Genomic DNA, 19,387 nt, shown 5'->3' with positions numbered 1-19,387 from the left:
CAGACCCCCTCCGCGTTGACGGCACGTGAACCGTCGCTGTCGATCAAGTCGGCGCGTTCACCGGTGCGTCGCCGACTGGTCGCGAGGGCTTCCGAAGGGGCGGGTTTACCTGCTGGTGGCGGGTTCTGGCACCTGCAATTCGCTCAGGCGGCTGACGGTCCGGTACAGGTCGGGAACCCGCTTCACCTCGGCTCCCAACTCCGCCAAGGGGATGTCGGCGTGGATCGTGACATCCAGGTCGGCGTCATAGAGGACGTCGATCAGGTTCACGAAACGCATCACCCAGTCCGCTTCGACGGTGCCCATGGCGGGGACCGCGCAGATCGTCCAATGCCGGTACCGCTCCGCCAGTTCCAGGAAGTCGGCCGCCGACACCGGGATTCCGCAGATCTCCGCGAAATCGACGACGAGGGTGGCATTCTCCGCGGCGCGGGCGTGCATGCGGCGGTGCGCGATCGGCACCTCGGCGCTGCCGGTGACCTCGCACGGGCCGACCAGGTAGTGCCCGGCCGCGAAACCGGTATCGCGGCCGCTGAGACGGCGGTAGTCCTGCGGGCCGTTTACCGACAGCACGTCCAAGTGCTCCAGGATGCGGTCGATGGTGGGGACGAACATGGCATGCCACAGCGGGTTCGGCATCAAATCCTGCGGGGCGTAGTTCGAGGTCACCACCAGGGTGATGTGGCGGGCGAACAGGGTGTCGAGCAGGCGCGCGACCAGTCGGGCGTCACCGGAGTCGTGGGCGTGGAATTCGTCGAAGCAGAGCAGGTCGACATTGCCGAGCAGGGCGTCGACCGAGGCGTCGATATTGCCGTACTCATGGATACCGGCGTTCAACTGGGCGAAGAAGGCGTGGAAGTGGTAGCGGCGCTTGCGATCCGAGGGCACCGCGGCGAAGAAGCGATTCATCAGCATGGTCTTGCCGCGGCCCGGGCCACCGTGCAGGTAGAGGCCGCGCGGGCGACGCCAGCGCTTGCCGACCCGGGCGGCAATAGCGGTCAGCCGGTCGGCGGCGATCTGCTGGTCACGGTCCAGAACGATGTCTCGGGTTTCCACAACGCCCTCCTTCGTGCTCTACATCCGTAGAGCGTCCTCTATAGTTGTAGAGGATCACGGAGCCACAGAGGAGCGAAAGTGACCACCACCACGCCGGACCGCCGCCTACTCATCGTGGACAGCGCCATCGATCTGATTGCCGCCCAAGGATTCCGGGCACTGACGCATCGCGCGCTCGATACCGCGCTGGAACTCCCCGCCGGTTCGACGTCCTACTACTTCCGCACCAAGCGCGCCCTGGTCGAAGCCATCGTGGATCGCATCGCCACCCGCTCACGCACCGATTTCGCGACGGGAAACTCCAGCGGGGAACTACCGAAGGCGGGCCCCGCATCAGCGGACGCCATCGCACACGGCATCGCCACCTGGCTGGATCGCCTACTGGCGCAACGCCGTAACCACCTGATCGTCCGGCACGCACTCATCGTCGAACTACTGGGCGACACCGAACTCCACGAGAAGCTGATCGGCTGCCTGTTCTCCCAGCAGCACGCCACCGGCCTGTTCAGCGCCCTGGGCGCGACCTCCCCCGAAGCAACGGCGGCCGACTTCATCGCCGTCATCGAGGGCCTGATCTTCGACCGATTCGCCGGAGCCAGAACCGAACTCGCCCCCGGCACCCCCGAGAGCGTCGCCCAGCTCGCCCGCGTCCTGTCGACTCAGCTCAAAGCTGCTGCGTAATCTTCAAATCCGGCCACGGCGGCCGCCGCAATACCGCGAGCGTCGCGAAGGTCGCCGCCAATAGCCCGGTCAGCACGCCGAGGGTCGCGATACGAGTGGCATCCACGGCCGGCTCGAACTTGACCTTGCCACCATGAATGACGAACACCCCGAGCGGCCGCGGCCCGAACCATCCGCCCGCACTGGTGGCCGTAATAATCGTGGACCCATCCGCCGTCTCGTGCGGCGTGCCGTACACAACTCCGCCGATCTCCGGAATCTCCCCGAGCCGTTCCCGCAATGTCATTGCGAACCCCTTCCCTCCTGGGACTGCCCCCAATCTACGCCGCCCCTCCGACATCTCACCCGCTTCGGAATAACCGGACAGCACGTCCAGTTATCCCAAATATGCTCTCCCTGAACGAAATCGGCATAGTCTTCGGCAGCCTCGCCCCACCCGAGAACCTCCCCCACGGCGCGGCTCTCGCCGAACGCCTCGGCTTCGGCAGCCTCTGGTTCTCCGAAGACTGCTTCTACACCGGCGGCCTCTCCGGCCTCACCCAACTCCTGGCAGCCACCCGCGAAATCCCCGCGGGCCTCGGCCTGGCCAGCATCATGACCCGCCACCCCGCCATCCTCGCCATGGAACTGGCGGGCCTGTCCCGCACCTACCCCGGCCGAGTCCGCGCAGGCATAGGCCTCGGCAACACCGGCTGGCTCGACCAAATGGGCCTCCTCCCGGACCGTCCCCTGACCGCCCTCACCGAAACCGCGACAGTCCTGCGAGACCTCTTCTCGGGCGCGACGATCACCCGCACCACCCCCACCCACACCCTCACCGACATCACCCTCGCCTTCCCGCCCGACATCCCCCCACCCCTCTGGATAGGCGCGGTGAACGAACGAGCCCTCCGCATGACAGCCGAAAAAGCCGACGGCATCCTCCTTTCCGTCCTCTCCGGCCCCTCCTACCTGACCTGGGTCCAAGATCTCCTCCCCCACCCGGCACCCCCCATCACCGCCTTCGTCCTGGCCGCCATCGACGAAGACGAACGCAAGGCCCGCAACGCAGTCCGGGACGCAGTGGCCTTCTTCCTGAAAGCCGAATCCCACACCGCCCTGGTAGGAAAGTCCAAGCACGCCACCGAAATCCGAGAACGCCTCGCCGCCCTCCCCTCCAACCAACCCCTCCCGGTAGAAGACGAGTGGCTGGACGAGTTCGCCATAGCCGGAACCCCCACCCAGGTCCGAACCAAACTCCAGACCCTCCTCGAAGCAGGCGCAGACTCCCTAGCCCTCTGGCTCTTCCCACCCGACCACCTGACCGACCAACTCCATCAACTCGCCGCCGCCCTCACCGACTAGCACCCCACCCGTCCACCGAAGCAGGCGCTCCGAATACCTCACAGTATTGCCGAAGAGATATACGGAGACATATCGTGGGACATATGAAAACCATGATCGACCTGAATGACGACGCGCTGGCCTTGGCCGCCAAGGAACTCGGGACGACCACCAAGAAGGACACGGTGAACGCTGCGCTGGAATTCGTCGCCCAGCGCAGACGCCGGATCGAGCAAGTGCTCAACGACCCGTATGGAATCGGTGTCGGGCCCGACATCGGCGATCCGGAGGTCATGAGCCGGGCCCGCCGTTGAGCGAACCCACTCCTCTGCGGTTGCATCTGATCGATACCTCGGCGGCAGCCCGAATCCGATATGAGGCTGTCGCCAATGTGATCACCGGGCTCATCGCCGATCGGGCCGCAGCGACATGTGTCACCGTCGATCTCGAAGCCGGGTATTCGGGTCGCAACCTTGCCGATGTCCAGAACATCACCCAGCGCCGCCGGGCCCTCTACGTGAACCTGCCGATCAACGAATCCATCGCCGAACGCGCTCGCGAGGTGCAGCTACTGATGGCCCGGCAGGGTCTGCACCGAGCCGCCGGCATCGTCGACCTGATGACGGCTGCTGTCGCGGAGTTTCACGGCGCGGTGATCGTGCACTACGACGCCGATTTCGAACACATCGCCTCCATCACCCGTCAGCCACACGTCTGGGTCGCCCCCCACGGCAGCATCGACTGATCACTGACAGTCGATGAAAGCCGGTGGGCCGCCGAAACTTCGACGGCCCACCGGCTTTCATATAACCGAGACGGTAGTCAGTTGGTGGTGAGGACCAGGCCTGACGTGGGGACGCCGGTGCCTGCGGTGACGACTATGTTTTCGAGGGCTTCGACCTGGTTTACCGAGGTGCCGCGGATTTGGCGGACGCCTTCGGCTATGCCGTTCATGCCGTGGATGTAGGCCTCGCCGAGTTGGCCGCCGTGGGTGTTGAGGGGGAGGCGGCCGCCCAGTTCGATGGCACCGTCCTTGATGAAGTCCTTGGCTTCGCCTCGGCCACAGAAGCCGAGTTCCTCGAGCTGCATCAGCACGAAGGGGGTGAAGTGGTCGTAGAGGATCGCCGCTTGCATGTCCTCCGGACGCAATCCGGACTGGGCCCACAGCTGGTCGCCCACGAGACCCATTTCGGGCAGGCCCGTCATGGCGTCGCGGTAGTAGCTGGTCATGACGTACTGGTCCGCACCGGAACCCTGTGCCGCACCGGCGATTACGGCCGGTTTATTGGGAAGGTCCTTGGCACGTTCGGCGCTGGTGACGACGATGGCCACGCCGCCGTCGGTTTCCTGGCAGCAGTCGAGCAGGTGCAGGGGTTCCGCGATGAAGCGGGACGCCTGGTGATCCTCGAGGGTGATCGGCTTGCCGTAAAAGTGGGCGGCCGGATTGACCGCGGCATGCTTGCGGTCAGCCACCGCGATGCGGCCGAAATCCTCACTGCGCGCACCGTATACGTGCATATAGCGGCGGGCGACCATCGCCACCTGAGCGGCGGGAGTGCCCAGACCGTGGGTGTAGGAGAAGGCATTGTCGACGCCCGAGGAGCTCGGATTGCCGGTGGCCAGATGAGTAGCGAACTGGCCGAAGCGGTTTCCGGAACGCTCATTGAAGGCTCGGTAGGCCACAACGACATCCGCTACGCCGGTGGCCACCGCCATGGCGGCCTGCTGGACCGTGGCGGCGGCTGCGCCACCGCCGAAGGGGATATTGCTGAAGAACTTCAGGCTGGGGATGCCCGCCGCCCGGGCCACGGCGGCCTGGGTATTGGTGTCCATGGTGAAGGTCGTCAGGCCGTCCACGTCGGCGGGGGTCAGGCCCGCGTCGGCCAGGGCGGCGGTGACCGCCTCTGCGGCCAAACGCAATTCGCTGCGGCCGGAGTCCTTGGAGAAGTCGGTGGCGCCGATGCCCACAATGGCGGCGCGACGGCTCAAGCCGGTCACGAGTGAGCCTCCTGGAGGGAGATGACGGCCTTGGCCGAGATGTGGTCGCCGAGACTGTCCTTGCCCGTCACCTGGATGGTGATGTCGGTTCCGTCGATGGCGGTGACGGTGCCGGAGAGGGTCAGGGTGTCGCCCGCGTAGAGGGGGACGCCCAGGCGCAGGGCCAGTGACTTGACGATGGCGCGCGGCCCCGCCCAGTCGGTGACGAAGCGTTGCACCAAACCGGTGTCGGTGAGGATATTGACGAAGATGTCCTTGGAGCCGCGCTCGACCGCCTTGTCGCGATCGTGGTGCACGTCCTGGAAGTCGCGGGTGGCGATCGCCGTGGAGATCACGAAGGTCGGATCGGCGTGAATCACCAACTCCGGCAACGTGGTTCCGACCTGAATGGCGGCAGCGGAGGTCATCGGACGGCCTTCCAATAGGGCACGGTGTTGTCGTCGTCGAGCGCCTCGAAGCCCACCTCGACGGCCTGGCCGACCTCGACCTCGGCCGGACCGATGCCGCGCAGCTCACCGAGCATGCGGACACCCTCCTCCAGTTCGACGAGCGCGATCACATACGGCAGTTGCCGTCCCGGCACCTTCGGCGCGTGATGCACGACGAAGCTGAAGACGGTGCCGCGCCCGGAGGCCACGACATAGTCGGTCTGCTCCGACTTGTCCTTCCACAGCGCGGGAACCGGCGGATGCTGCAAACTGCCGTCGGGCCGTTGCTGAATGCGCAGCTCGCCGAGCTTGGTTCCAGCCCAGAAGAATTCGGTATCGAGTGAGACGCTCGGCCGAACCCGCTTGGCGAGATCCTCGGCCGACGGTGTGTCACCGCTGGCCTGTGGAGCCGCCTGCGCACCGGTCCCGGGCGCGAATTTCAGCATGCGGAACAGCATTTCGGTGACGAGCTCATCCCCCACGTACCAATTGGTCCGATAGGTGGTGAACCAGCCCTCGCCGAGCCCGGTCCGCTTGGGCCCGACCAGCTCGTCCACGCTGGACCGCACCGTGACCTGTTCGCCGACCCGCAAGTAGCGGTGGTAGACCTGCTCGCAGTTGGTGGCGACCACCGAGGTGAATCCGGCCGCGTCGAACAGCTCATTGGTGAGCGTCATGGGGTCATCGGCCGCGCGAATCCCGCCCAGCCCCAGCATGGTCCACACCTGCGCCATGGCGGGCGGTGCGACGATCCCGGGATGCCCGGCCGCCTTGGCGGCGTCCTCGTCCACATAGATCGGATTGGCGTCGCCGAGCGCCTCGACCCAGTTATTGATCATGGGCTGATTGACCGGATCCCGGCCCGCGCGCGGCGCGGACTCCCCCGCCGCCTTGATCTTCTCAACGGCCTCACGAATCTCGTCGGCCGTGAAATTCTGTGTCACGGTGAGTGACTCCTATCTCGGAACGCGCGGGAGCCGCAGTCCCATTTGGGCGATCAGCTCGCGCATGACCTCATTGACGCCGCCGCCGAAGGTGACCACCAGGTTCTGCTTGGTGCGCTTGTCCAGCCACACCAGCAGTTCCGCGGTCTTCGGATCGGCCGGATCGCCGAAGCGGCCCACGATCTCCTCGGCGAGGCGGCCCGCCTCCTGGAGCGCCTCGGTGGAGAACACCTTGGTGGCGGAGGCATCGGCGATCACATCGGCCGGGGCCGCGTCGGGGCGTTCCATATTGGAGGCGACCTGCCAGTTCAGCAGCTCATTGAGTCGCACCATGGCGTGCAGGCGGCCCAGCGAGCGCCGCACATCGGTCTCGCCCAGCACGCCTTGGCGCTGCGCCCAATCGCGCGTCCGGTGGTACAGCTGGTCGATCTTGCCGGACGGCCCGAGGCTCACCCGCTCGTGATTGAGCTGGGTGGTGATGAGCTTCCAGCCGCCGTTCTCCTCGCCGACGATCATGTTCGCGGGCACGCGCACATTGTCGAAGTAGGTGGCATTGGTGTGGTGCGCGCCGTCCGCGGTGATGATCGGCGTCCACGAGTAGCCGGGATCCTTGGTGTCCACGATCAGAATGGTGATGCCGCGATGCCGCGATTCCACCGAACCGGTGCGCACGGCCATCCAGATGAAGTCGGCCTCGTGCGCGCCCGTAGTGAAGATCTTCTGCCCGTTGACGATCCAGTCGCCATTGGCGTCCTTCACGGCGCTGGTGCGCAGTGCGGCAAGGTCGGTGCCCGCCTCCGGCTCGGAGTAGCCGATCGCGAAATGCACGTCGCCGGTGAGGATTCCGGGCAGGAACTTCTGCTTCTGTTCGTCGGTGCCGTACGACTGCAGAGCCGGGCCGACGGTCAGCAGCGTCACCAGGGGTACGGGCACATCGGCCCGCACCGCCTCGTTGTAGAAGATCTGCTGTTCAACCGGCCCGAAGCCCTGGCCGCCGTACTCCTTCGGCCAGCCCACGCCGAGCCAGCCGTCCCGGCCCATGCGACGCACCACCGCGCGGTAGGCGTCGCCGTGCCGGTTCACCAGCATCTCGGCCTCCTCCTCGGGAGTGACGAGACCGGTGAAGTACGAACGCAATTCGTCGCGCAGCGTCCGCTGTTCCGGGGTTAGGTCGATGAACATCTGGCTCCCAAACGATCCAGCCGGAACGATTCGCCGCCCAGCCAGCGCGCGATGTCCTTGGCCTGTGAGTAGTAGCGGTGCAGCGGATGGGTCACGTCGACGCCGATGCCGCCGTGCAGGTGATGGCACTTCTGCAGGGCCGCAGGCAATTCCGAGGCGACCGTGTAGGCCAGCACGTCGAGGTCGTCGTCGGTGCGCTCGCGGTGCTCGGCCGAGACCTCGCCCTGAGCCAGCGCCCAGTTCGCCGAGAGGGCCGCCGCGTGCAGCGTGCGCGAGACCACGTAGACGTCGGCGATCTGCTGTGCGACCGCCTGGAATTCGGCCAGCGGGCGGCCGAACTGCTCGCGGGTGCGGACGTGTTCGGCGGTCAGTGCGATCACGCCCTTGAGCAGACCGTCCGCCACCGAACCGATCGAGGCCAGTGCCAGCCGGTGCAGCTCGGCGATCCCACCGGGCAGCAATTGCTCGGCCGGAATCCGCACCTGGTCGAAGGTCAGCGAAAACTCCGGCACCCCATCGGATGTCGGGCTGGCGGTCTTGGTGATGCCCGGCGCGTCGCCGTCCACCACGGCGATGCCGCCGTCGGTGGGCACCAGAATCCAGCGCGCGGTGTCGGCGTAGGGCACCGCCACCTTGCTGCCGGAGATCGTGACGCTCGCGCCGTCGACGACGGCCGCCGTCTCCGGCTTGGTGGTGAACGGCGCGCCGACCTCGTGCAGCGCGGCGGTGAGCACCGCGCCCTCGGCCACGGCCGGGAACACCTTCTCCGCCACGGCATCCGGCACGCCGATGGCCAGCAGCGGCAGCACGCCGAAGCCGAGCGTGCTCAGCGCGGGGATCTGCACGGCGTCGGTGGCCAGCTCGGTGAGCATGGCCGAGACCTCGAGCAGTCCCATATCGTCGCCACCGAAGCGTTCCGGTAGCGGCACGGCCAGCAGCCCGCTCTGCGCGAGAACCGGCCAGAGCGCGATATCACGTGCACTCTCGTGTTCCAGCAAACTTACGACAACCTCGGCGACAGCGTCCTGGCTCTCGTCCCTGGTGAAGTCCAATTTCGTGCTCCCGGTTGAGGTATGGGGCTAGTGGGCTAGCCGTGCGACTCGCGGGGAAGCCCGAGGATCCGTTCACCGGCGACGGTCAACAGAATCTGCTCGGTACCGCCCGCAATCGACAAACAGCGTGTGAGCAGGAATTCTTTCACCACATCGGTATCGAGAGCACCCGCCGCACCGGACAATTCGACCGCAAATTCGGCGACCGCCTGACGGTGGCGCACACCGACAAGTTTGCGAACGCTACTTTGCGCGGCGGGGTCTCCGCCGGACAGTAGTTTCTGCGCGGCGCGAGCTTCCAGCAATGTTCCAGCGACCGATTCGGCAATGAGCCCGCCCAATCGATCCGCCACCACTTCGGCACCCGGTCCCGAGGTCGGCGCGGCGGCGATCAAGGCCTCCAGCTCCGACCCGATCCCCTTGCCGCCCATGGCGACCCGCTCGGCGGTCAGGGTGGAACGGGCGATCTTCCACCCATTGCCCAATTCGCCGACCAAGCATTCGTCCGGCACGAAGACATCGTCGAGGAAGACCTCGTTGAACCGCGCCTCACCGGTGATCTCCACCAGTGGGCGAATGTCCAGGCCCGCACTCTTCATATCCACCAAGAAGTAGCTGATGCCCTTGTGCTTCGGGGCGTCACCATCGGTGCGCGCCAGGCAGATTCCCCACGTCGCCTTGTCGGCGAGGGAGGTCCAGACCTTCTGCCCGTTCAGCTTCCAGCCGCCCTCGACCCGCGTGGCGCTGGTGCGCAACGCGGCCAGATCCGAACCCGCACCGGGCTCGGAGAACAGCTGGCACCAGATCACCTCCCCGGTCAGGGTCGGCAGCGCGTAGCGCTCGATCTGCTCCGGTGTACCCCACTGCAGCAGAGTCGGAATGGCCCAGTTGGCAATGGCCAGTTCGGGGAGATCGATCCCGGCCTGCCGGACCTGATCGTCGAGCCAGGAACGCTGGATCGGATTGGCGGCCCGCCCGTACGGCACCGGCCAATGCGAGGCCAGCAGTCCGGCCTCGGCGAGCGCATTGCGCTGCTCGGCCTCGGGCAGCGCCGCGATCTTGGCGAGATCGGCGGCCAGCACCGCCGCCTCGGCGGCATCCAGACCGACCACATCCCAGAGCGCATCGTCCTCGGCGGCAAGGGATTCCGTGGCATCGGCGGCCAGGCCGACCGCGCTCAGATCCAGTCCGACGGTGCGACGATGCCCCGCCCGGGTCAGTTCGGTGACCCGGGCGCGCCAGTGCGCGCTACCGCCCAGCAGCTGCCGCGTGGCGACGGCCCGGCGTAAATACAGATGCGCGTCGTGTTCCCAGGTGAAACCGATTCCACCCAGGACCTGAATGCAGTCCTTCGCGGTCTCGACCGCGGCATCCAGTGCGACCGTCAGCGAGATGGCCGCGGCCAACTGCAGTTCCGCACTACCAGTGTCGACGGCGGCGGCCGCATCGGCGGCCACCGAGCGAATCTGTTCGGCCCGGCACAGCATCCACGCGCAAATGTGTTTGATCGCTTGGAATTCACCGATCTTGCGGCCGAATTGTTCACGCACCTTGGCGTATTCGGTCGCGGTCTCCAGGCACCAGCCGGCAATGCCCGCGGCCTCGGCGGCGAACAGCACGGCGGCCAGATCGTGCACGTTCTGGGCGGGTTCGAAGATCCGATCCGGCGCCACAGCAACTTCCGTGCACACCACCTTGGCCAGCGGTGTGCTGAGGTCCAGCGGGGTCAGCGGATCGACCCGCAGACCGGTCGTGTCGGCATCGATCAGGCACCACAGCGACCGGTCGCCCTCGCGCACCGGCACCAGCACGGCCGCTCCGGGCGCTGCCCCGAGTACCGAGTCCCACTCACCGGACAAAGTACTTCCGGATTCGGTGATCGATATTGCGATTTCACCCCCGAGCGCGATGCCGCACGGCGTATCCTCGTCGAGCATCTCACCGGCAACGAGTCCCGCCAGCGCCGTCGAGAGCACCGGCCCGCCGACCAGATCGTGCGCTGCCTGCTCGATGAGCACAGCGAGATCACCGACGGAGCCACCAGCTCCACCGGCATCTTCCGAGACCGCGACCCGGAAAATTCCGAGATCGGCCAGGCGCGACCAGTATTCGCGCCAATAATCGTGTGCACCCGTTCGCATTGTTGCAATTGGGCGCACCGCTGTGGCCCATCCGCGCATCGACTCCTGGACGGCTTTATGCTCGTCAGTGGTGGCTATGGTCACAACCCATACCGCCTTTCCGGCGTGACTTCCATCCCTAGAACATGTTCTAATGTTCGAGCCGGGCGGAAGTCAAGCGCCGTCCGGTCGCGGTACGAACTCGTAGCCAGCCGAAGCTGGGTGTGATGACCCCGAACGATTCGTGCAGGAAAGGACTTTCAACCGATGGCCAGTCCCTCCCGATCGCAGGCCGCCGATGGGGTAGCCGCCGCGCGCAATGCGCCAGTGACGACCCTGAGCGAAGAGGACCTGAGCTCGGCGGCGCAGCGCGACCGGCGCAAACGCATCCTCGATGCGACCCTCGCGCTGGCCTCCAAGGGCGGCTACGACGCGGTCCAGATGCGGGCGGTCGCCGAACGCGCCGATGTCGCGGTCGGCACCCTCTACCGGTACTTCCCCTCCAAGGTGCACCTGCTGGTGTCCGCGCTCGCCCGCGAATTCGAGCAGCTGGAAGGTCGCCGCAAGCCCCTGGCGGGCAATGATCCGCGCGAGCGCATGCACCTCATGCTGACCCAGATCACCCGGGCCATGCAGCGCGACCCACTGCTCACCGAGGCCATGACGCGCGCCTTCATGTTCGCCGACGCCTCCGCGGCCGCCGAGGTCGATCGCGTCGGCAAGGTGATGGATCGCTTCTTCGCCCGCGCCCTCGCCGATGACAACCCCACCGAGCGGCAGCTCGCCATCGCCCGCGTCATCAGCGATGTGTGGCTGTCCAATCTCGTTGCCTGGCTGACCCGCCGGGCCTCGGCCACCGATGTGACCGAGCGCCTGGAACTCACCGTCGATCTGCTGATCGGTGACAAGTAGAGAACGCCTCCCGTGCATTCGCATGGATGACAGCACAAGAGGGCCGCCCGCGAACCGCGAGCGGCCCTCTTTCGTATTTCCGGATACACACTGGTCAGAAGCCCGGAAGCCGCTCTCCGCGAGCGGAAATCGGACATAACGTGAACGCCAGGCAAGTGTCTTGTAAACGCTATGTATCACCACCGCAGCAAGTGGGCAATCAACACCCAGTAGCATCACTCGCGCCCTGAAATTCTCCATCTCCTCCGATCATTAGGTTGGATGCGTGAGCGCACAGGATTTGTCACTCGAACTTCGCCGCGCCCTGTCGGCCATCGCCCGCGTGCCTCGGCTGCTGGTCGCTTCGGACTACGACGGAACGATCGCACCGATCGTCTCGGACCCGGCGAAGGCCTATCCCCATCGGGAATCGGTGAATGCGCTGCGCGCGCTCGCCGGACTCACCGGCACCACCGCGGCAGTGATCTCGGGGCGCGCCCTGCGAGATCTCGCGGCGCTGTCCCGGCTCCCGGTCGAGGTGCAGTTGATCGGTAGTCACGGTTCGGAATTCGATGTCGGCTTCGTACACGCCATCGACAACGACGCCAAACAGCTGCTGCAAGAGGTCACCACCACCCTCACGCAGATCGCCCAGGACAATCCGGGCGCATCGGTGGAGATCAAACCGGCCAGCGTGGCCCTGCACGTCCGCAATGCCAGCCCCGAAATCGGCCGCCGCGCACTCGTTGCGGTGCGCCAGGGCCCGGCCAGCTGGGTCGGCGTGCAGACGACCGAGGGCAAAGAGGTGATCGAGCTCGCCGTCGTGGAAACCGACAAGGGCGCGGCCCTCGATATCGTCCGGCATCAGCAGGGCGCCTCGGCGGCACTGTTCATCGGCGACGACGTCACCGATGAGAAGGCCTTCACCCGGCTGTCGGGACCCGATGTCGGCATCAAGGTCGGCGACGGCGAAAGCCTGGCCGAATACCGGGTCGCCAGCACCGAAGAGGTCTCCAAGGCACTCGCCTTCCTACTGGAAGAACGCCGCACCTGGCTTGCGGGCGCCAGCGCCCCCCGAATCGAACGACTGAGCATGCTGGCCAGCCCGCGCTCCAAGTCGCTGGTCACCCCCGACGGGACGATCACCTGGCTGTGCCACCCCGAACCCGATTCGGCCGCGGTCTTCGCGCACCTGCTGGGCGGAGCCGGTGCCGGGCACTTCACCATTCAGCCGGAACGCGCCGGCCTGCCGCTCTCGCAGCGCTACCTCGACGGCACCATGACCGTCGAAACCCGCTGGGCGAGCCTGAAGGTCGTGGACTACCTGCCGCACGACGTGGTGGCCGAGCGCACCGACCTGACCCGCATCATCACCGGCGACACCAAGGCCGTCGTCACCTTCGCACCGCGACCGGAATTCGGTCAGGTACCCGTACGCATCGTGCACGCCACCGGCGGGCTGCGCGTGCAGGGCACCAACGATCCCATCGTGCTGCGCTCCCCCGGCGTCGACTGGGAGATCATCGACGAGGGCAACCACCACACCGCGCGTGCCGTCGTCGACCCCTCCAAGGGCCCGATCGTGCTGGAAATGCGCTGCGGCACCTCCGATCTCGCCCCCTGCATGACCCCCGAGAACGACCGCCGCCGCGAAGCCGAACGGTACTGGGGCGACTGGGCCACCACCCTCGAGCTGCCCCCGCTCAAGCCCGACCTCATGAAACGCTCCGCGCTCACCCTGCGCGGATTGGTGCACGCCCCTTCGGGTTCCATCATGGCCGCCGCCACCACCTCACTGCCCGAGGACATCGGCGGCGTCCGCAACTGGGACTACCGCTACTGCTGGCTGCGCGACGCCTCGCTCACCGCCTCCGCGCTGGTGTCACTCGGCTCCATCGGCGAGGCCGAGGACCTCCTCGCCTGGGTGCACCGGGTGCTGGAAACCCTGCCCGGACCCGAACGCCTGCACCCGCTCTACACCCTCTACGGCGAAACCCTGCCGCCCGAGGCCGTCATCGACCAGCTGCCCGGCTACGCCGGATCGCGACCGGTCCGCGTCGGCAATGCCGCGAACATGCAGGTGCAGCTCGACGTGTTCGGTCCCATCGTGGATCTCATCTCGCAGCTCGCCCACGCCCGCGAACGCAAGGGCATCAACGATCCGAAAAAGGCGCTGCCGGACGCGGATTGGGAGCTCGTGCACGCCATGGTGTCCGCCGTGCAGCGGCGCTGGCGCGAACCCGACCACGGCATCTGGGAGATTCGCGGCAACCCGCGCCACCACGTGTACTCGAAGGTCATGGGCTGGCTCACCATCGACCGGGCGCTCACCCTGGCCAAACAGTTCGACAGGTCCGCCGACGCCGACTGGGAGAAGCTGCGCGACACCATCTCCGACGAGGTCAAGACCGAAGGCTGGAATGAGGAGGTGCAGTCCTACACCGCCGCCTACGAGGGCACCGACCTCGACGCGGCGACCCTGCACATCGGACTCAGCGGCCTGATCGACCCGTCCGACCCGCGCTTCGCGGCCACGGTCGTGGCGACCGAGGCGGAACTGCGCAGCGGTTCCACCGTCTACCGCTACCACCACGACGACGGCCTCCCCGGCGGCGAAGGCGGCTTCCATCTCTGCGCCGCATGGCTCGTCGAGGCGTACCTGCTCATCGGCAAGCGCGAGGACGCCGAGGCCCTGTTCGCCCAACTCGTGGATGTGGCCGGACCCACCGGCCTCCTCTCCGAGGAGTACGACCCGGTCGCCGAACGCTCCCTCGGCAACCACCCGCAGGCCTACAGCCACCTTGGCCTGCTGCGCTGCGCTCAACTGCTGAGCCAGCCGGTGCCTGCGATGACGTAGCCCTACCGGACAAGAACGAATCGGCCCCCGCGAACAAAAGTTCGCGGGGGCCGATTTGTTGGTGGGGGTCGCGGGGTCCGGCCCCACGAATCCGGTTCACGCGGGCCGGTTTTGTCCGCTTCTCGCGTGGTGCGTCTCACACCGACCGGTCGCGATTCGGAACCTCCGGACAGTTGCGCTACATTTTAATGGCAATCGTTTTCGTTTTTGTTAAGCGTGTTTCAGGAGTTCCCAGCGTGACCAGAAGCTTTGCCCGAGGATTCGCCGTAGTCGCCGCGGGGCTCGCCACCGTGGCCGCCCTGACCGCCTGCGGAAACTCGAAGAACGATTCCAGCGGACCCACCGTGGTCGCCTCCACCAATGTCTGGGGCGATATCACCAAGGCCATCGCCGGACCCGATATGAAGGTCGAGTCGATCATCAGCGATCCGGCCGCCGACCCGCACTCGTTCGAGGTCAGCCCCGTCCAGGCCGCCAAGATCAATGATGCGAGCCTGATCGTCTACAACGGCGGCGGCTATGACGCGTTCATCGACAAGGCCATCGAAGGCAAGTCCAAGCGCTCGGTGAACGCGTACCAGCTCGTCACCGGCGAGACCGGCGGCGACGATCACGGCCACGAGGCCGCCAATGAGCATGTCTGGTACAACGTGCCGGGCGTGGACAAGGTCGCCGGGCAGATCGCCACCAGCCTCGGCGAGCTCGACCCCGAGCACAAGCAGGCCTACACCGACCGCGCCGCCGCCTTCCGCGCCCAGCTGGCCGCCATCAATGCCATAACCGCGAAGATCGCCGCCGAGCATCCGAATCAGCCTGTCCTGCAGACCGAGCCGCTCGCCTACTACCTGCTGACCGCCGCCAAGGCCGAGGACCGCACTCCGCATTCCTTCCAGGAGTCCGTCGAGCAGGGCACCGACCCGTCCCCCTCGGACGTCGCCGCCGTGCGAGATCTACTGACCGGCAAGCAAGTTCGTGCCCTCGTCTACAACATCCAGACCGAGGACAAGGTCACCAAGGACCTGTACAACACCGCCAAATCCGCGGGTCTCCCCATCGTCGAGGTGACCGAAACCCTCCCCAAGGGCCTGACTTACATTGACTGGATGACCCGCAACGCCACGGCACTCGCCACGGCCCTCGCCTAGGTCCGCCACCAATGTCAGGGACAGCCACCGCCGCCGAAATCGGGAGCGCCGTCATGAATCCCAAAATCGATCTCGCGACCCCGCTCGCCGCCCCGAAGCAAACCCCGGCGGAGCAAACCACGGCCGCGGCGCACACCCCGGCACGCACCACGCCCCCGGCTGTCCGACTGGCCGGGGCGCGGCTGTCGTTCGGCGACCGGACCCTGTGGCAGGACCTCGATCTCGAGATCCAGCCGGGCGAGTTCGTGGCGGTGCTGGGCCCCAACGGTTCCGGCAAGACCTCACTGCTGCGCATGCTGCTCGGGCAGCTGTCGCTGTCGGCGGGCACGGCCGAGATCTCGGGCACGCCGACCCGGGCCGGTAATCCGGATATCGGCTATGTGCCGCAACAGAAGACGATCGATGGCGGCGCACAACTGCGCGGCGTCGACCTGGTCGGCCTCGGCGTCGACGGCCACCGGTGGGGACTCGGGTTCCGCAACCGCAAGGAGCGCAAACGCAAAGTCGCCCAAGCCATTGCGGATGTCGGGGCGGAGAAGTACGCCCACGCGCCCCTCGACGTGCTCTCCGGCGGCGAACAGCAGCGACTACGAGTCGCGCAAGCCCTCGTGGGCGACCCCAAGGTGCTGCTCTGCGACGAACCGCTACTCTCCCTCGACCTGGCCAATCAGCGACTGGTGTCCGAGCTCATCGACAAGCGGCGGCACACCCACGACACCGCCGTGCTGTTCGTGACCCACGAGATCAATCCGATTCTGCCCCTGGTGGATCGGGTGCTGTACCTGGTCGACGGCAAGTTCCGGATCGGCACGCCCGACGAGGTCATGACCTCCGAGGTGCTCTCCGAGCTGTACCGCACCCAGGTCGACGTGCTGCGGGTGCGCGGACGCCTCGTGGTCGTCGGCACCGGCGACGCCATGGACGCGCTCGGCGCGGACGGCGCGCAACACTGCCACGGCGAGAACGCCCAGCACTGCCACAGCGACGCGGACGAGGTGCGGTCATGATCGACAAACTGTCCCAGGTCTTCTCGCAGATGTTCGACTTCTCCACCACCTCCTACCTGCTCGGCCAGGACTTCGTACAGCAGGCCGTGCTGGCCGCGGCGCTGCTGGGCCTGCTCGCCGGGGCCATCGGCCCGCTCATCATCAGCCGCCAGATGTCGTTCGCGGTGCACGGCACCAGCGAGCTCTCGCTGACCGGTGCGGCCGCCGCGCTGCTGGCGGGCGTCGGTGTGGGATTCGGCGCAATCGCCGGTTCGGTGGTTGCGGCGGTGCTGTTCGGGGTACTGGGATCTCGTGCGCGCGAACGGGATTCGGTCATCGCGGTGGTACTGGCCTTCGGGCTCGGCCTGTCCGTGCTGTTCCTGTGGCTCAGCCCCGAACGGGCGGGCTCCAAATTCTCGCTGCTCACCGGCCAGGTGGTGAGCGTGGGCAATAACGGCCTCGGCCTGCTGGCCACCTGCACCGCGGCGGTCCTGATCGTGCTGGCGGCCATCTACCGGCCGCTGCTGTTCGCCAGCACCGACCCGGAAGTGGCTGTGGCACGCGGGGTTCCGGTGCGCGCACTGGCCATCGTGTTCGCGGTGCTGCTCGGCATCACCGCCGCGTTCGGTGTACAGATCGTGGGTGCCCTGCTGGTGCTGTCGCTGCTCATCACGCCCGCGGCGGCGGCCAGTCAGCTCACCGCCAATCCGGTGCGGGCCACCATCCTGTCGATCGTGTTCGCCGAAATCGCCGCGGTCGGAGGGATTCTGCTGTCGCTGGCCCCCGGCGTGCCGATCTCGACCTTCGTCACCACCATTTCGTTCGCGACCTACCTGATCTGCCGCGTCATCGGATCCCGCACCCGCAATCGCCGCCGCGCACTGGTTCCCGCCTGAGCCGGTCATTGCCCGAAATCCGTTCAACTACCGGCTATTTCGCGCTCACTCGCGCGACCGGTTCGCGATCTACCGTGTGAGGGGCGGCAGGTCGCGCCGCCGCACCGCTCCCGGGGTTACCCCTCGTCCTGCTCCGGGAGTGGTGTGGGCGGCTAACCCTCGCCCGCCAAGGCGAACAGGCCGTCGGAAGTCTGCTCGATGAGACCGTCGATGAGCAGCGAATCGAGCGCCCGGTCGCGCTGGCCCGGATCGCGAGTCCAGGCCAGATCCAGGCGGATTCGTTCCACCGGACCCGTGGCACCGCGCAGCACGTCGAGCAGTCGGCCGCGCGCCTGCCGGTCGGTGCCCTCGTACTTCTGCACCCGGCGGACCACCTCGGAGGCGGGCCGCCCGGCCGAGACCCAGGCGCAGCTGGGCAGCGGGCACTTGCCGCAATCGGGATTGCGCGCCGTGCAGACCGTCGCACCGAGCTCCATCAGGGCGGCGGAAAAGACCGCGGCCCGTTCCACATTCGCGGGCAGCAGTGCTTCGGTCTCACCGAGATCGCGGGCTGCGGGATTGCCCGCCTCCGCCCGCCCCTGCACCGCACGCGCCACCACCCGCCGAACATTGGTGTCCACCACCGGAACCCGCTGCCCGTAGGCGAAGCAGGCCACCGCGCGAGCCGTGTACGCACCGATCCCCGGCAGACCCAGCAGCACCTCCACATCGGCGGGCACCACATCGCCGTGCTCACGCGCCAGCACCTGTGCGCACTCGTGCAGCCGCAGCGCGCGCCGCGGATAGCCGAGCTTGCCCCAGGCGCGCAGCACCTCACCCTGCGGGGCGGCGGCCATGGCCGAGGGCACCGGCCAGCGCGCCACCCACTCCCGCCAGATGGGTTCCACCCGCACCACGGGCGTCTGCTGGAGCATGATCTCGCTCATCAGGATCTGCCAGGCGCTCACCCCCGGCCGCCGCCACGGCAGGTCCCGGGCGGTCTCCCGGTACCATTCGATCAGCACGTCGCTGTCCACCTCGACCTCTTCCCTCACTGTCCGCGCCGGACCGCCGCCAGAGCGTCTTTGCCGGACCGTAACTTTATGGACTCGCCAGTAACCGAAGGGCTATGGAAAATGGGATCTATGCCGCATTCCAACCCGATCAGTGCCTGGAAAGCCCTGCGTGAGGGCAACGAGCGCTTCGTCAATGGCACGTTGCAGCATCCTAGCCAGGGTGCCGCCGACCGGGCGAAGCTCGTCGGTGGGCAGCAGCCCCACGCAATCCTGTTCGGCTGCGGCGACTCCCGCGTGGCCGCCGAAATCATCTTCGACCAGGGCCTCGGCGAGATGTTCGTGGTCCGCACCGCAGGCCATGTCGTCGACAGCTCGGTGCTCGGTTCCATCGAGTACGGCGTACACGTCCTGGATGTCCCGCTCATCGTGGTGCTCGGCCACGACTCCTGCGGTGCGGTCGGGGCCACCATCGACGCCCTCGACAATGGCAATGTGCCCGGCGGCTTCATCCGCAGTGTCGTCGAACGCGTCACCCCGTCCATTCTGCTCGGCCGCCGCGAGGGCCTCAGCTCGGTCGACGAACTCGAAGCCCGGCACGTGGAGGAGACCGCGCGCCTGCTCATGCAGCGTTCCATGATGATTTCCCAGCGCGTGGCGACGGGCGAATGCGCCATCGCCTGCGTCACCTACAACCTGGCCGAAGGCCAGATCAAGCTGCACCGCGTGATCGGAAATATCGGCGAAGTCGCCTGATATACCTGTCCCATATGCCGTTTCACCTCCGACACGCCGAGACCCTACGGGCGATGCGTGAGACGGTGCCCTTACCGTTG

At 66.9% G+C, this 19,387-nt stretch carries 19 protein-coding genes; 10 read left to right on the top strand and 9 right to left on the bottom strand.

Going from position 1 to position 19,387, the window contains the following annotated elements:
• Positions 1-105: 105 nt before the first annotated feature.
• The gene (zapE, locus tag AB0N05_RS29265; RefSeq protein WP_364699644.1) at positions 106-1,056 is read right to left on the bottom strand and encodes a cell division protein ZapE; all 951 of its coding nucleotides are present in this window, start codon (positions 1,054-1,056) and stop codon (positions 106-108) included.
• 78 nt (positions 1,057-1,134) lie between these two features.
• Between zapE and AB0N05_RS29260 the strand changes: the two genes are divergently transcribed.
• Positions 1,135-1,737, top strand: coding sequence for a TetR family transcriptional regulator (locus AB0N05_RS29260; RefSeq protein ID WP_364699641.1), 603 nt, complete (start codon positions 1,135-1,137; stop codon positions 1,735-1,737).
• On the opposite strand, the gene AB0N05_RS29255 is transcribed toward AB0N05_RS29260, so the two are convergent.
• Positions 1,721-2,023: a hypothetical protein gene (locus AB0N05_RS29255; RefSeq protein WP_364699639.1), complete on the bottom strand. Its 303-nt coding sequence runs from the start codon at positions 2,021-2,023 to the stop codon at positions 1,721-1,723. The genes AB0N05_RS29260 and AB0N05_RS29255 overlap by 17 nt on opposite strands.
• 101 nt (positions 2,024-2,124) lie before the next feature.
• Between AB0N05_RS29255 and AB0N05_RS29250 the strand changes: the two genes are divergently transcribed.
• The 3 genes from AB0N05_RS29250 to AB0N05_RS29240 all read left to right on the top strand — a co-directional run bounded on the left by AB0N05_RS29250 (position 2,125) and on the right by AB0N05_RS29240 (position 3,805).
• Positions 2,125-3,081 carry an LLM class flavin-dependent oxidoreductase gene (locus AB0N05_RS29250; RefSeq protein ID WP_364699637.1) on the top strand — a complete coding sequence of 319 codons (957 nt, stop codon included), beginning with the start codon at positions 2,125-2,127 and terminating at the stop codon, positions 3,079-3,081.
• 83 nt (positions 3,082-3,164) lie between these two features.
• Positions 3,165-3,374, top strand: a complete 210-nt coding sequence (locus AB0N05_RS29245; protein ID WP_364699635.1) for a type II toxin-antitoxin system VapB family antitoxin — start codon at positions 3,165-3,167, stop codon at positions 3,372-3,374.
• Positions 3,371-3,805 (top strand): PIN domain-containing protein, encoded by a 435-nt coding sequence (locus AB0N05_RS29240; RefSeq protein ID WP_364699633.1) that lies wholly within the window; start codon positions 3,371-3,373, stop codon positions 3,803-3,805. Before AB0N05_RS29245 ends, AB0N05_RS29240 begins: the two co-directional genes overlap by 4 nt.
• A gap of 77 nt (positions 3,806-3,882) precedes the next feature.
• Here AB0N05_RS29240 and AB0N05_RS29235 read toward each other — a convergent pair whose 3' ends face one another.
• The 6 genes from AB0N05_RS29235 to AB0N05_RS29210 are packed head-to-tail and all read right to left on the bottom strand — an operon-like array spanning position 3,883 to position 10,889.
• Entirely contained in the window at positions 3,883-5,058 is a 1,176-nt protein-coding gene (locus tag AB0N05_RS29235) for a lipid-transfer protein (protein ID WP_364699631.1), read from the bottom strand.
• Positions 5,055-5,465: a MaoC family dehydratase gene (locus AB0N05_RS29230; RefSeq protein ID WP_364699629.1), complete on the bottom strand. Its 411-nt coding sequence runs from the start codon at positions 5,463-5,465 to the stop codon at positions 5,055-5,057. Before AB0N05_RS29230 ends, AB0N05_RS29235 begins: the two co-directional genes overlap by 4 nt.
• Positions 5,462-6,430 (bottom strand): OB-fold domain-containing protein, encoded by a 969-nt coding sequence (locus tag AB0N05_RS29225; protein ID WP_364699626.1) that lies wholly within the window; start codon positions 6,428-6,430, stop codon positions 5,462-5,464. Before AB0N05_RS29225 ends, AB0N05_RS29230 begins: the two co-directional genes overlap by 4 nt.
• 12 nt (positions 6,431-6,442) lie before the next feature.
• Complete coding sequence (locus AB0N05_RS29220; protein WP_364699623.1) at positions 6,443-7,612, bottom strand: acyl-CoA dehydrogenase family protein; 1,170 nt, start codon at positions 7,610-7,612, stop codon at positions 6,443-6,445.
• Positions 7,597-8,664 (bottom strand): acyl-CoA dehydrogenase family protein, encoded by a 1,068-nt coding sequence (locus AB0N05_RS29215; RefSeq protein WP_364699620.1) that lies wholly within the window; start codon positions 8,662-8,664, stop codon positions 7,597-7,599. Before AB0N05_RS29215 ends, AB0N05_RS29220 begins: the two co-directional genes overlap by 16 nt.
• Before the next feature lie 35 nt (positions 8,665-8,699).
• Positions 8,700-10,889 carry an acyl-CoA dehydrogenase gene (locus tag AB0N05_RS29210; RefSeq protein ID WP_364699618.1) on the bottom strand — a complete coding sequence of 730 codons (2,190 nt, stop codon included), beginning with the start codon at positions 10,887-10,889 and terminating at the stop codon, positions 8,700-8,702.
• A 162-nt stretch (positions 10,890-11,051) separates the two neighbouring features.
• Here AB0N05_RS29210 and kstR point away from each other — a divergent pair, with 162 nt between their 5' ends.
• From kstR to AB0N05_RS29185, 5 genes are all read left to right on the top strand, one after another.
• Positions 11,052-11,696 (top strand): cholesterol catabolism transcriptional regulator KstR, encoded by a 645-nt coding sequence (gene kstR / locus AB0N05_RS29205; RefSeq protein ID WP_364699616.1) that lies wholly within the window; start codon positions 11,052-11,054, stop codon positions 11,694-11,696.
• A gap of 265 nt (positions 11,697-11,961) precedes the next feature.
• Positions 11,962-14,532, top strand: coding sequence for a trehalose-phosphatase (gene otsB / locus AB0N05_RS29200; RefSeq protein ID WP_364699614.1), 2,571 nt, complete (start codon positions 11,962-11,964; stop codon positions 14,530-14,532).
• A gap of 236 nt (positions 14,533-14,768) precedes the next feature.
• Positions 14,769-15,677 carry a zinc ABC transporter substrate-binding protein gene (locus AB0N05_RS29195; protein WP_364699612.1) on the top strand — a complete coding sequence of 303 codons (909 nt, stop codon included), beginning with the start codon at positions 14,769-14,771 and terminating at the stop codon, positions 15,675-15,677.
• A gap of 53 nt (positions 15,678-15,730) precedes the next feature.
• The gene (locus tag AB0N05_RS29190; protein ID WP_364699610.1) at positions 15,731-16,684 is read left to right on the top strand and encodes a metal ABC transporter ATP-binding protein; all 954 of its coding nucleotides are present in this window, start codon (positions 15,731-15,733) and stop codon (positions 16,682-16,684) included.
• Positions 16,681-17,559, top strand: coding sequence for a metal ABC transporter permease (locus AB0N05_RS29185; RefSeq protein WP_364699609.1), 879 nt, complete (start codon positions 16,681-16,683; stop codon positions 17,557-17,559). Before AB0N05_RS29190 ends, AB0N05_RS29185 begins: the two co-directional genes overlap by 4 nt.
• A gap of 152 nt (positions 17,560-17,711) precedes the next feature.
• Here AB0N05_RS29185 and AB0N05_RS29180 read toward each other — a convergent pair whose 3' ends face one another.
• Entirely contained in the window at positions 17,712-18,575 is an 864-nt protein-coding gene (locus AB0N05_RS29180) for an A/G-specific adenine glycosylase (RefSeq protein WP_364699607.1), read from the bottom strand.
• A gap of 108 nt (positions 18,576-18,683) precedes the next feature.
• Here AB0N05_RS29180 and AB0N05_RS29175 point away from each other — a divergent pair, with 108 nt between their 5' ends.
• On the top strand, positions 18,684-19,307 hold the full coding sequence (locus AB0N05_RS29175; RefSeq protein ID WP_364699605.1) for a carbonic anhydrase: 624 nt from the start codon (positions 18,684-18,686) through the stop codon (positions 19,305-19,307).
• Positions 19,308-19,387: the final 80 nt, after the last annotated feature.

The sequence above is a fragment of the Nocardia sp. NPDC051030 genome (genome assembly GCF_040683015.1).
Taxonomy (GTDB): Bacteria; Actinomycetota; Actinomycetes; order Mycobacteriales; family Mycobacteriaceae; genus Nocardia.
This window is presented reverse-complemented; position numbering and strand designations above follow the sequence as displayed.